Source organism: Amycolatopsis vastitatis, assembly GCF_002234595.1.
Taxonomy (GTDB): Bacteria; Actinomycetota; Actinomycetes; order Mycobacteriales; family Pseudonocardiaceae; genus Amycolatopsis; species Amycolatopsis vastitatis.
The window spans coordinates 29,206-41,987 of sequence record NZ_NMUL01000001.1 but is presented as its reverse complement, the minus strand read 5'-3'; the positions used below and the strand labels follow the sequence as shown (position 1 = coordinate 41,987).

Genomic DNA, 12,782 nt, shown 5'->3' with positions numbered 1-12,782 from the left:
TAATAGCACGTAAGACACCCCTGAGCTACCCCTGAAGAGCGGTAACATCTCAAGGGCGTCCGCGCGATGCTTCCAACGAGTGCAGGTACGCGCACCTCGGGTGACCGTCCACCCCCCACGCCCTACGCCGCAGGGAGTCGCATGCCGTCGAACATCGTGCTCGTCACCGGGGTCGCCGGGGAACTCGGCGGGAAACTGCTGGCCCGGCTGGGAAACAACCCCGACTTCGAACGGGTCATCGGTGTCGACACGGTCCCGCCGGACAAGGCGGTCCTGCAGCGCATGGGCCACGCGGAGTTCGTCCGCGCGGACATCAGGAACCCGTTGATAGCCAAGGTGATCAGCACGGCCAAGGTGGACACTGTGGTGCACGCGTCCTGCACCGCGCACCCCGCCGGGCCGGGCCGCCGCACGGCCATCAAGGAAGTCAACGTCATCGGCACCATGCGGCTGCTGGCCGCGTGCCAGCGCTCCCCGCTGGTCCGCAAGCTGGTGGTCAAGTCGACGGCGGCGGTGTACGGCGCGAGCGCCCGTTCGCAGGCGGTGTTCACCGAGGACTCCGAGCTCATCCCGACGTCGACCAGCGGGTACGCGAAGGACGCTGTCGAGATGGAGGGGTACGTCCGCGGCCTGGTGCGGCGCCGCCCGGACATCACCACCACGCTGTTCCGCTTCGCCAACATCATCGGCCCCGAGACCGACACGGTCCTCGCCCGCTACTTCGCGCTGCCGGTGGTGCCGACGGTGTTCGGCTACGACGCGCGCATCCAGCTGCTGCACTCTTCGGACGCGCTGGCGGTGCTGGAACGGGCGACGTTGAACGACAAGCCCGGCGTGTTCAACGTCGGTTCGGAAGGGGTACTCACCCTCTCGCAGGCGATCCGGCGAGCCGGCCGGGTCGAGCTGCCGATGCCGCGGAGCGTGGTGCCGTCGGTCGGCAAGGTCCTGCGCGGCGCCCGCGTCGTGGACTTCTCCGCCGACCAGGTCCGGCTGCTGAACTTCGGCCGGGTCGTCGACATCGCCAAGCTGAAGCAGGAGTTCGGGTACACCCCGCGGTGGACAACGCGTGAGGCGTTCGACGACTACATCGTGGGACGCGGGCTCCGGCCGGTGCTCGACGGCGGCAAGCTGGCGGGACTGGCCGGCAGGGTGCTCGTCGCCGCGGCGACCGGGCAGAGCCGGTGAGCAGACCGCACGATTTGGACGACTTCGAAAGCGAGGCGGAGACGGTGGGCGGTGCCGAGGCGCAGGTCATCCCCCTGCACGGACCGGGCCGGGAGAAGCCGGACGCGGTGGCGGCGGAGCAGGACCTGCGCGAAGAGGAAGCAGCCCGGGAAACCGAGGCGCAGCGGGCCGCGCCGGTCGTCGCGTTCCCCGGTGCCGGCCAGGGAGCGCAGGCCCCCGAAGTCCTTTCGGACGTGGCCAGGTCCGCGCTCGGCTTCATCCGCGACCGGCTGACCGGGGACTACACCGTCGACGAGTTCGGCTTCGACGCCGAGCTGACCGACGCCGTCTTCCTGCCGCCGCTGCGCGCGCTCTACAAGAAGTGGTTCCGCGTCGACACGCACGGCGTCGAGAACCTCCCGGCTTCGGGAGGCGCGCTGCTGGTGTCCAACCACTCGGGCACCGTGCCGCTCGACTCGCTGATGACGGCGGTGGCGGTCCACGACGAGACGGGCGGCCGTCACCTGCGCTGCCTCGGCGCGGACCTGGTGTTCCAGCTGCCGCTGGTGGGTTCGTTCGCCCGCAAGTCGGGCCAGACGCTGGCCTGCAACGCGGACGCGGAACGCCTGCTGCGCAAGGGCGAGCTGGTCGGGGTGTGGCCGGAGGGCTTCAAGGGCGTCGGGAAGCCGTTCTCGTCGCGCTACAAGCTGCAGCGCTTCGGCCGCGGCGGTTTCGTGGCGGCCGCGCTGCGCGCCGGCGTGCCGATCATCCCGGTGTCGGTCATCGGCGCCGAGGAGATCTACCCGAAGCTCGGCGACATCAAGGTGCTGGCCCGGATGCTGGGCCTCCCGTACTTCCCGGTGACGCCGTTCTTCCCGCTGCTGGGCCCGCTGGGTGCGATCCCGCTCCCGACGAAGTGGAGCATCGAGTTCGGCGAGCCGATCCGGACCGACGAGTTCGAGCCGGAGGCCGTCGAGGACCCGATGCTGGTGTTCCAGCTGACCGACCAGGTCCGGGAGTCGATCCAGCAGACGCTGTACCGGCGGTTGTCGCAGCGGAAGTCGGTCTTCCGCGGCTGAGCGGAGCGGTGCTCTATCCTCTCCGGGATGGCCACCGAGGACGCCCGTCCGTGGCACCCGGTCGTCCGCGCCCGTGCCGCGCTGGACGCGCTGGAGCGGCTCGTCGCGGGCACGGGTACCGCCGTGCTGGCGGTCGCCGCCTCACTGTGGCTGCTCGGGACGGCGGTGCTGTGCGTCGCCGGAGTCGGCATCCTGCTCGTGCCCGCCACCCTGCGCCTCGTGCGCACCGTCACCGACCGGGAGCGGACACGGCTGGAGATCCTCCACCCGGCACCCGTGCCGCGGAAGCTGCGCGCCGCCCTCGCCCAGGCCGCCGTCCGGCGTGAACTGGTCTGGCTCGTCTGCCACAGCACCTTCGGGCTGCTCTTCGGCCTGACCGCCCTCACCCTGGCCGTCGACGTCATGCACGACGCGTCGTTCCCGTTGTGGTGGTGGTTCGTCTCGCCCGACGCCGCCACTCCGGCCCAGGGGTTCTTCACGGCGAAGGACTGGGGTGACGCGGTTCTGGTCTGCCTGTTCGGCATCGCGACGCTGGTCATCTCGGTGCTGGTCACGCCGTTGCTGGCCCGGTGGCAGGCGTGGCCGGGACGGCGGCTGCTGCCGCCCGGCCGCGAAACCGACCTCGCGCTGCGCGTCGCCGAGCTCACCGCCACCCGCGCGGCCGCGCTGGACGCCCACGCCGTCGAACTGCGGCGGATCGAACGCTCGCTGCACGACGGCACGCAGAACCGGCTCGTCGCGGTGAACGTGCTGCTCGGCGCCGCGAAGCGGGCGCTCAAGCGCGATCCCGCGGCCACCGAGGAGATCCTCGAGCGGGCCCAGGACGCCGCCGAGCAGGCACTCGCCGAACTGCGCGGAGTCGTCCGCAGTATCCTCCCGCCGGTGCTGACCGAACGCAGCCTTCCCGACGCGCTCACCGCGCTGGCCGCCGACTCCCCGGTGGCCTGCCGGATCGACGCCGACCTGCCCGGCCGGTACGCGGTCTCGGTCCAGGCGACCGCCTACTTCGTCGTCGCCGAGGCGCTCACCAACATCGCCAAGCACAGCGAGGCCACCAGTGCGACGGTCCGGCTTCGCCACGACCGCGAGCGGTTGCACGTCGAGATCACCGACGACGGCCGCGGCGGGGCGGACGAGGACACCGGGTCCGGGCTCACCGGCATCCGGCGCCGCGTCGAGGCCCACGACGGCACGTTCGCCTTGGCCAGTCCCGCCGGCGGACCGACGACCCTGGCGGTGAGCCTGCCGTGCGGATCGTGATCGCCGAGGACGACCTCCTGCTGCGCGAAGGCGTGGCGATGCTGCTGCGCGCCGAGGGGATCGACGTGCTGGCCACCGTGGCCAACGCCGACGACTTTCTCGCCGCGGTGGACGAGCACGCGCCGGATCTGGCCATTGTGGACGTCCGGATGCCACCGACGCACACCGACGAGGGGATCGTCGCCGCCGTCGAGGCCCGCCGCCGGCAGCCCGGACTCGCCGTGCTCGTGCTGTCCGCGTACGTCGAGCAGGCGTTCGCCACCGAGCTGTTCACCGGCGGTGGCGCCGGACTCGGCTACCTGCTCAAGGAACGCGTCGGCCGGGTGGAGGAGTTCCTCGAGGCCCTGCACCGGGTCGCGGACGGCGGCACCGCCATCGACCCGGAGGTCGTCGCCCAGCTGCTGACGCGCAACCGTCCGGACAACCGGCTCGACCGGCTCAGCGCGCGTGAGCGCGAAGTGCTGGCGCTCATGGCCGAAGGGCTGGGCAACGGCGTGATCGCCGAACGGCTCGTCGTCACCGATGGCGCCGTGCACAAGCACATCCGCAACATCTTCGCGAAGCTCGATCTCGCCCCCGCCGACCGGGCGGACCGGCGGGTGACCGCGGTGCTGCACTACCTGCGGGGTCAGGCGGCTTTCGGCCGGTAGCCCAGCCGTCCCCGGGTCGTGACGAGCAGCACGAGGGCGATCGCGGTCGAGGCGAGCAGGAACGCGTGCGTCGTGTCGCGGATCGACAGCCCCGGGAACATTTCCGACCACGCGAGCGAGAAGAAGTTGTTGACGCTGGTGTGCAGCAGCATGGCCAGCGGCAGGCTCTGGCCGGTGCGGTTGAACACCCAGGTCATGATGATGCTGAAGGTGACGCAGGTGGCGACGAACTCGACCGCCGTCAGCCAGGTCACGTCCGGCCAGCCGCCCCACTCGCTGAAGAACAGCGGCAGGTGCCACAAGCCCCACAGCGGGCCGAGGATCAGCGTGCCGCCGAGCGGCCCGAAGCGCTGCTGGAGACGGGGGAGCGCGAAGTCCCGCCAGCCGGGTTCCTCCGCGAGCCCGGTCGTGAGCATCTGCAGCACCAGGCCCGGCACGTAGGCCACCAGCGTCGCCACGGCGGGCAACACGGGGTTCTGCTCCGACAGCGCGATCGTGGTGATCGTGAGCGCGGCCGGCACGCTGAGCACGACCGCCACGTACCAGAGCCAGTTGACCCGCCACTTGAACAGCCGCGCGGTCCAGCGGCGCAGCCCGGTGCGTCCGTCGGCGATCGCGGTGACGAGGAACGCCGCGCCGATCGGGCCGAGGTAGGCGCCCGGCAGGACGCCGGCGAACTGCGAGGTGCCGAGCACCTCCGGGAAGCGGAAGTGCAGGACGCCCAGTCCGTTCTCCGACAGGATGTAGGGCGTCCAGGCGACCCAGCTCAGCAGGTTGGCCAGGACGAAGAACCAGGTGAGCGGACGTCTGCGGATGCTGTCCCGCAGGCCGCCGCTGTCACTGGTCCGCTCTTCGATGCCCACTCGGGTCGCCACCGCACTGCCCCTTCGCCGAAGCCGCTTTTCCGATGGGAAAAGCACACCAGCCGGCGGCGGTCGGGTCATTCCCGCGCACACCCGAAGAGGTGGTACAGCAGGCGCTACCGGCGGCCCGAACGCCCCAATGTGGCGTTGGTTGCGTCCAACGCACCGAACGCCACATTGGGTGCGTTGGATGCACCGAACGCCACATTGGGTGCTCCATCCATGCCCCCACCGCCGCTCTCAACGGAGGCGCTTCGCGCCGCGGCGCTGATTCAACGCACCGAACGCCACATTGGGGCGCATTCGACTCGGCCGTCAGCGGCGGCGGTAGGCCATCCCGGCCGCCACCGCGCCCGCCAGCGCCCCGGCGCCCAGCACCGACGGCACGCCGATCTTCGCGGCCTTGCGCCCGGTCCGGAAGTCGCGGATCTCCCAGCCGCGGGCCCGGGCCACGTCACGTAGCCCGCCGTCGGGGTTGACCGCCACCGCCGTGCCCACCGCCGAGAGCATCGGGATGTCGTTGGCCGAGTCGGAATAAGCCGTGCAGCGCTTGAGGTTCAGCCCTTCCCGGGACGCCAGCGCGCGCACGGCGTGGGCCTTCGCGCGGCCGTGCAGGAGGTCACCGACCAGGCGTCCCGTGTAGACGCCGTCCTTCGTCTCCGCCACCGTGCCCAGCGCGCCGGTGAGCCCGAGGCGGCGCGAGATGATCGCGGCCAGCTCGATCGGGGTCGCCGTCACCAGCCAGACGCGCTGGCCCGCGTCCAGGTGCATCTGGGCCAGCGCGCGCGTGCCGGACCAGATCTTGTCGGCCATCAGCTCGTCGTAGATCTCTTCGCTGATCGACGTCAGCTCGGCCACCGTGCGGCCGGCCACAAAGGACAGTGCGCGCTCGCGGTGGGTCTTGATGTCCTCTTTGTTCTCCCGGCCGCCGAGCCGGAACTTGATCTGACCCCAGACGAACCCGGCGAGGTCCGCCGAGGTGAAGAACTTCCGCGCGGCGAGCCCGCGGGCGAAGTAGAAGATCGACGCGCCCATCATCATCGTGTTGTCGACGTCGAAGAAGGCGGCCGCGGTGAGGTCCGGCGGCGCGGGCGGGACGGGGGGTTCGGAAACCACTCGGGCGTGGGCGGCCTCGGCCGACGCCTCGCCCGCGAGCGCGGCGAGCCGTTCCAGCTCCTGACTCTTATCCCTGCCACGCCAAGCTGACACGCACACCGCCTCCACGTCTGCCCACGTCTGGCGACGTCCCTGCGAACGTCCGGGTCCTTCGCACAGGGTAGCGAGCCGCCCACCGCGCCGTCGCAGGTGTGGCCCTGACCTCAGCCGATCACGATCGGCGGCAACCCGGGCAGCAACGGCGGGAGCGAAATCAGCGGCGGCGGCGACGTGGTCGTGGTCGGCGCCGGCGGCGGGGTCGTCGTCACCCCGCCGTACACCGGCGGCGGCGTCACCCCGCCGGTTGGCGCCGGAAGGCCGGGGGTCGCGGCCGCGTCCGACGGCGGCAGCTGCGTGCCGGTCGGCGCGGGCGCCGTGCTCGCGCCGGAGGGCGAAGAAGCCGGAGCCGACGACGGCTGGGTGCCGGCGGCCGGGGCGGGGCGGGCCGTGCACTCGCCGGTCGCCGGGAGCAGGCCCAGCTCGTCGGACGTGCCCGTGGTGATCTGGTAGCAGTTCATCCGCGCCACCAGCCCGCTCGTGCGTGCCTGGACCTTGCCGAGCAGGTCCCGGACGCCGTCGAACACCGGGGCCGCGTCGGCCGGGAGCGGGAGCGAGCCCAGCCGCGCTTCCTGGTTCCGCGCCCACAGCCGGACGTCGGCCAGCGCCTGCGCGCCACCGCCGTCACTGGTCGCCACCGTGGACATCTGGGCGACACCGGCCCGCAGGTCGGCGGCGAAGTCGTCGTACGCGGTCTGGTAGCCGTTCCCGCTCGCGCCTTCCTGGGCCAGCTCGCGCAGCTCGGTGATCCGGTTGGTGGCGAACTCGAGGTGCTTCTTCGCCTTCGCCTGGTCACCGAACGTCAGGCCCAGCGCCGTCGACTCCCCGGCGCGCTTCACGCCGTACAGCGGGTCGCCCGGCAGTGCGTTGCGGGACAGCACCAGGGCCAGACCGGAGAGGATGAGGAAGAGGAACAACGCGGCGGCCACCAGGTCGGCGGTCCGCGGCCGCCACCTCCGACCCGGAGTGGTGGCCGCCGCCGTCTCCAGGCGGCCCGCGATCTCCGCGCGGATCCGCTGCCGGGTCTCCAGGTCCGGGGCGCCGGCCGTGCCCAGCTCGCGCAGGGCGCCGACGACGGCCAGTTCGTCGGCGAACTCGCCGTCCCGAGGTATCGGGGACGGCTCGCAGGCACGTGCGAACCGCTCGATCTCGGCTCGCTCACGCGCAAACCTCACTGCGCTGCTCCATCCCGGGCCTTGGCCGGTCCTGACACCGGTCTGCGTGGAGTAACGATCCGGGGGCCACGAGGGTTACCGGTTTCGGTCGATGAGCAGAAAAGTTCGCGGGTTCAGCGCAATCCCGTGGGCAAAAGTTGTGCCAAACGGCGTACCGCGCGGTGCTGCAACGCCTTCACGGCGCCCTCGTTGCGGTTCATGATCTCGGCCGTCTCCGCCACGGACAGTCCCTGCAGGAACCGCAGGACGATGCATTCCCGCTGGTCCTCGCCCAGTTCCGCGACGCAGCGCAGCAGCTCGGCGCGGGTGGCGCGGCTGATCGCCTCCTGTTCGGGGCCCGCCTGGGCGGCCGCGCCGACGCTGAACGGCGCGGAACCCGGCTCGGTCACCTCGTCGGTGACGACTTCGAGCTTGAACCGGCTCGACTTCACGTGGTCGAGCACGAGGTTGCGGGCGATGGTGACGAACCAGGCGCCGACGTCACGTCCCTGGTAGCTCACCGACGTGATCCGGCGCAGCGCGCGCAGGAACGTCTCGCTCGTGACGTCCTCGGCGAGGTCGCGGTCGCCGAGCCGGAACAGCACGTAGCGGTAGACGACGTCGACGTAGCGGTCGTAGAGCCGGCCGAAGGCGGACGAATCGCCGTCCTGCGCGGCGCGCACCAGCTCCCAGGCCTCGGCCTTCGCCGCCTCGGCGCGCTCGTCGTCGGACGCCTGCCTGCTCATCGGCACGGCCGACGAGCGCCCGAAGACGCGCTCGGCGAACATGGCGACGGGCCCGCGGCTCACGGCGGTCGGCACGGTCATCGGGCGGCACCTCCGGCGGCGGGTTCGGCCCAATGGGCCACGGTACCCCCGGAACCCGGATGAGCAGGGGCCTGCCGGCTCGCGTGCCCCACGAACTCGTGGGCAGGCAAGTTCGTCACGGCGACTCCCTCTCTCCGGTCGCGGCGGTGATCAACACCCGCCGGCGACGCAGTGCAGCATACGTGTAGTTACCGCTAAGTAGGTAGTGGTTCCGGGGTTGCGCAGACGCGACGCTCGCGGTCAGCACCCATGACGTCGCTTCAGATGACAGACTTGCAACGGTTCGCATCGGACGAGGAGAGGCGGGTCGCGGGTGAGTGCGCCAGAGGGGACGCAGCCGGGGGTCGGCGGGCTGCTCACGCGGGCCGCGGCGACGTGGCCGGAGCACCCGGCCGTGTGCGAGACCGGCACCGGGCGCGGCCTGACCTACCGCCAGGCCGAGGCCGCCGCCCAGGCCCAGGCCAGGAGACTCGCGGACGCCGGTGTCGAGCCCGGCGACCGGGTCGCGCTGCGGCTGCCGACGTCGGTGGACTTCGTGGTCGCCTTCTTCGGCGCGCTGCGCGCCGGGGCGATCGTCGTGCCGCTGTCGCCGCAGGTGCCGGGCCCGGAGCTCGGGAAGCTGCTCGCGCACAGCGGGGCCAGGGTCGTCGTCCAGCGGGACGCCGACGACGACCTGCCGGACGGCGTGACCGGTCTCACGCCGGTAACCGACCCTGACAACGCTGTCGAGTTCCCCGACGCCGGCCGGGCCGGCGAGGACATCGCGGTCGTTTCGTACACCTCGGGCACCACCGGGCCGCCGCGCGGCGTGATGCTGTCGCACCGCGCGCTGCTGGCCAACCTGGAGCAGATCAGCGGCGTCGAGGGCGTCCTGGGGCAGGACGACCGGGTGCTGATCACCATCCCGCTCTTCCACGTCTACGGCCTCGGGCCCGGGCTGCTGCAGGCGACCTCCGCCGGTGCGACCGCGGTCCTGTCCGAGCGCTTCGAAGCCCAGCGCACGCTCGACGACTGCGCCGAACAGCGCGTCACCTCGATCACCGGCGTCCCGACGATGTACGCCGAGTTCGCCGCGCTCGGCCCCGACGAGCTCCGTCGCGGCCTCGCGACCGTGCGGCAGATGACGTCCGGCGCCGCGCCGCTGCACCCGAAGACGCTGACCGCGATCCGCGAGGCCAGTGGCCTCGACGTCTACGAGGGCTACGGCCTCACCGAGTGCGCGCCGGTGGTGACGTCGACGCTGGTCACCGGCTACCCGAAGCCCGGCTCGGTCGGCCGCCCGCTGCCCGGGATCGAGCTGCGGCTGGTGGACAGCGACGGCACCGACCAGGCCGTGCCGCTCGACCCCGACGACGTCGACGACGTCTTCGAGGCCGAAGGCGAGACCGGGCTGGTGTCGATCCGCGGCGCGAACCTCTTTTCGGGCTACTGGCCCGACGGCGACCACGGTCCCGACGCCGACGGCTGGTTCCGCACCGGCGACGTCGGCTACCTCGACACCGACGGCGACCTGCACCTGGTCGACCGCGCCAACGACCTGGTCATCGTCAACGGCTTCAACGTCTTCCCGCGCGAGGTCGAGGAGGTCATCGGGCAGCTGCCCGAGGTGGCCGAAGCCGCCGTCGTCGGCGTGGTCGACGAGCGCAGCGGCGAAGCGGTGAAGGCGTTCGTCGTGCCGGCGGCCGGGGCCGCGTTGTCCGAGCAGCAGGTCGTCGACCACTGCGCCGCGCACCTGGCCGGGTACAAGGTGCCGCACGCGGTCGAGTTCGCCGAGTCGCTGCCGCACTCGGCGACCGGGAAGCTGCGCCGGATGCGGTTGCGGTAGCTGCGGTAGTAAGGACGGCATGGTGCACGAAGTGACGGTGATGGGCCGGGACGGCTGCCACCTCTGCGAGGTCGCGGAGGCCGAGGTCGCGCGGATCTGCGGCGAGCTCGGCGTCCCCTGGACGGCCGAGGACGTCGACACGGACCCGGAGTGGCGCGCCGAGTACGGCGATCGCGTCCCGGTGATCCTGGTGGACGGCGCCGAGCACGGCTACTGGCGCGTCGAAGAGGACCGGCTGCGCCGCGCGCTCGCCTGAGCCGGTGCCGCCGATGTCATGAACGACTCTTTCCTGTCATCCGATGACAGGAAAGAGTCGTTCATGACGTTCGTGGCGTGTGCGCCCCAGCCGTAACACGTCCGTAAGCCGTGTCGGGGCACCCGGACGGGCGTGCGCTCCGAAGATGGAGATGTGAGCACCTTGCAGGACGCGCCGCCCGAGGCGCCGAGAAGGCTTTCGCTTCCGATCGCGACTTTGATCGGACTGCTGGCGCTGGCCGCCGCCCTCGGCGTCGGGCACCTGGTCGCCGGGTTCGTCGGCTACACGGCGTCTCCGTTCATCGCCGTGGCCAACTACGTCATCGACCACAGCCCGACTTCCGTCGTGAAGTGGGCCGAGCGGACGCTGGGCACCTGGGACAAGCCCGTGCTGAAGCTCGGGCTGGCCGTGGTGCTGGTCCTCCTCGCGCTGCTGGCCGGGCAGCTGTCGCGCCGGACGCCCCGGGCCGGGCAGGTGCTCGTCTTCCTGCTCGGCGCCGCCGGGGTCGCCGCCGTGTACGTGCGCACCGACCTCGGGCAGGTCGCCCTGCTCGCGCCGGTCGCCGCCCTGGTCGCCGGGCTCGCCGTGCTCACCTTCCTGCACCGGACCGCGCTGCCCGTCGAAGCCGTGCCCGAACGGGGCTTCGACCGGCGGAAGTTCCTGCGCGCCGGCGTCGGGGTCGCCGCGGGCTCGGGCGTCGCGGCCGTCGTCGGCCAGGTGGCGGGCACCAGCGCGAACGCCGAGGACTCCCGGGCCGCCGTGGGGCCGCTCGTCCCCGCGCGCACCGCGCCGCCGCTGCCCGCGGACGCCGACTTCGCGAAGCTCGGCTCGCCGCCGTTCCTCACGCCGAACCCGGACTTCTACCGCATCGACACCGCGCTGGTCGTGCCGCAGATCCGCGCCGAGGACTGGAGCCTGAAGATCCACGGCATGGTCGACCGCGAGGTCACCTTCTCCTACGCCGACATCCGCAACCGGCCGCTCGTCGAACGCCGGGTGACGCTGACCTGCGTCTCCAACGAGGTGGGCGGCCCGCTGATCTCGAACGCGACCTGGCTGGGCGTCGACCTCGTCGACCTCCTCGACCAGGCCGGCGTGCAGGCCGGCGCCGAGCAGATGTTCGCCACCAGCACCGACGGCTGGACGTGCGGCACCCCGGCGAACGTCGCGCTCGACCCGGCCCGCGGCGCGATGCTGGCGATCGGGATGAACGGCGAGCCGCTGCCGGTCGAGCACGGCTTCCCGGCGCGGATCGTCATCCCCGGCCTGTACGGCTACGTGTCGGCCACCAAGTGGGTCGAATCGCTCGAATTCACCAAGTGGGACGCGCGGCAGGCGTACTGGCTCAGCCGGGGCTGGGCCGAGCAGGCGCCGATCAAGACCGAGTCCCGGATCGACACGCCGAAGGGGTTCGCCGGCGTCACCGCGGGCAAGGTCCGGCTGGCCGGCACCGCCTGGGCCCAGCACACCGGCATCGCGAAGGTCGAGGTCCGGCTGGACCAGGGGGAGTGGCGGGAAGCGACGCTCTCGGCCGACGTGAGCAAGGACACCTGGCGGATGTGGTGGATCGAGCTCGACGTGCCGAAGGGGACGCACCAGGCGTTCGTCCGGGCCACCGATCGGGACGGCTACACGCAGACGGAGAACCGCGCGGACCCGGTGCCCGACGGCGCCACCGGCTGGCACTCGGTCACCCTCGACGCCCACTGACACGCCCGAACGTCATGAACGACTCTTTCCTGTCGTCCGACGACAGGAAAGAGTCGTTCATGACATCTCCGGCCGCAGCCGCCGTCGCTCGATCCGGTGAGACCGGGCGAGAACCCGGAAACCGTCCGCGAAGATCGCCGGATGAGCCGAATCTCCCGTTGCGCGGGCCTGTGCGCGGCCGCTGCGCTGGCCCTCTCCGCCTGCAGCAACGGCGACCACGCCGGCGCCGCGACGACCGGGCCGGGCGCGACCTCGATCACGCCGCCCGCCCCGGTGACGACGACGGCGGCCGCCACCGGTCCCGGCGTCTTCGGGCCGGGCTGTGACGGCTTTCGCGGCAGGCTGGCGGCCATGGCGGGCCTGCCGGTCGTCCGCGCGGCCGCGGCGAGCGGCCTCCTCGGCGGCTGGGTCGAGGCGGTCGGGGCGGCCAACCTCGCCGACCCGTTCGACGCCGCGCCGGACGTCACCGTCTTCGCGCCCGTGGACGAGGCTTTCGCGGCGGCCGGGCTGTCCGCCCGCCGGGTGCCGGTCCTCAACTACCACGTGCTCTACCAGCGTTTCGACGCCGCGGGCCTCGAACGCGCGGGCGGGGCGGGAACCCGCGACAGCGGCGGGGGCCCGCTGGGGTTTGGCGGGTCCGGCGGGACCCTGACCGTCAACGGCGTGCCGGTCCTCTGCGGCAACATCCCGACGAAGAACGCCACCCTGTTCGTGATCGGGAAGGTGCTCACGCCGGGCACCAACTCCGGCTGAGACGGCGGAAGTGCCTGGCGGGCAAGGAT

The 12,782-nt window shown here is 72.1% G+C and carries 12 protein-coding genes; 8 read left to right on the top strand and 4 right to left on the bottom strand.

The annotated features are described in order from the left end of the window. The first annotated feature begins 141 nt into the window (after positions 1-141). Genes CF165_RS00215 through CF165_RS00200 form a run of 4 tightly spaced genes read left to right on the top strand, consistent with a single transcriptional unit; the run spans position 142 to position 4,153 of the window. Positions 142-1,185, top strand: a complete 1,044-nt coding sequence (locus CF165_RS00215; protein ID WP_093945351.1) for an NAD-dependent epimerase/dehydratase family protein — start codon at positions 142-144, stop codon at positions 1,183-1,185. A gap of 14 nt (positions 1,186-1,199) precedes the next feature. Beyond that, positions 1,200-2,243, top strand: a complete 1,044-nt coding sequence (locus CF165_RS00210) for a lysophospholipid acyltransferase family protein (RefSeq protein WP_093945350.1) — start codon at positions 1,200-1,202, stop codon at positions 2,241-2,243. Between the two features lie 27 nt (positions 2,244-2,270). Next, entirely contained in the window at positions 2,271-3,503 is a 1,233-nt protein-coding gene (locus CF165_RS00205; protein ID WP_093945349.1) for a sensor histidine kinase, read from the top strand. After that, positions 3,491-4,153 (top strand): response regulator transcription factor, encoded by a 663-nt coding sequence (locus CF165_RS00200; protein ID WP_093945348.1) that lies wholly within the window; start codon positions 3,491-3,493, stop codon positions 4,151-4,153. The genes CF165_RS00205 and CF165_RS00200 overlap by 13 nt, the downstream gene beginning before the upstream one ends. Here the strand turns inward: CF165_RS00200 and CF165_RS00195 are convergent. From CF165_RS00195 to CF165_RS00180, 4 genes are all read right to left on the bottom strand, one after another. Next, on the bottom strand, positions 4,132-5,028 hold the full coding sequence (locus CF165_RS00195; RefSeq protein WP_240521405.1) for a type II CAAX endopeptidase family protein: 897 nt from the start codon (positions 5,026-5,028) through the stop codon (positions 4,132-4,134). The two genes, CF165_RS00200 and CF165_RS00195, sit on opposite strands and share 22 nt — an antisense overlap. 303 nt (positions 5,029-5,331) lie before the next feature. Then, complete coding sequence (locus CF165_RS00190; protein WP_240521404.1) at positions 5,332-6,225, bottom strand: HAD family hydrolase; 894 nt, start codon at positions 6,223-6,225, stop codon at positions 5,332-5,334. A 110-nt stretch (positions 6,226-6,335) separates the two neighbouring features. Continuing rightward, complete coding sequence (locus CF165_RS00185) at positions 6,336-7,403, bottom strand: DUF5667 domain-containing protein (protein WP_093945345.1); 1,068 nt, start codon at positions 7,401-7,403, stop codon at positions 6,336-6,338. A 113-nt stretch (positions 7,404-7,516) separates the two neighbouring features. Further along, entirely contained in the window at positions 7,517-8,209 is a 693-nt protein-coding gene (locus tag CF165_RS00180; protein WP_093945344.1) for a sigma-70 family RNA polymerase sigma factor, read from the bottom strand. Positions 8,210-8,522: 313 nt separating this feature from the next. Between CF165_RS00180 and CF165_RS00175 the strand changes: the two genes are divergently transcribed. From CF165_RS00175 to CF165_RS00160, 4 genes are all read left to right on the top strand, one after another. Then, a complete protein-coding gene (locus CF165_RS00175) occupies positions 8,523-10,034 on the top strand; it encodes an AMP-binding protein (protein WP_093945343.1) in 1,512 nt (503 codons plus the stop codon). Positions 10,035-10,053: 19 nt separating this feature from the next. Continuing rightward, positions 10,054-10,290 (top strand): glutaredoxin family protein, encoded by a 237-nt coding sequence (locus CF165_RS00170; RefSeq protein ID WP_093945342.1) that lies wholly within the window; start codon positions 10,054-10,056, stop codon positions 10,288-10,290. Between the two features lie 153 nt (positions 10,291-10,443). Next, the gene (locus tag CF165_RS00165) at positions 10,444-12,000 is read left to right on the top strand and encodes a molybdopterin-dependent oxidoreductase (protein WP_093945341.1); all 1,557 of its coding nucleotides are present in this window, start codon (positions 10,444-10,446) and stop codon (positions 11,998-12,000) included. A 141-nt stretch (positions 12,001-12,141) separates the two neighbouring features. Further along, entirely contained in the window at positions 12,142-12,753 is a 612-nt protein-coding gene (locus tag CF165_RS00160; RefSeq protein WP_093945340.1) for a fasciclin domain-containing protein, read from the top strand. The last annotated feature ends 29 nt before the right edge of the window (positions 12,754-12,782 follow it).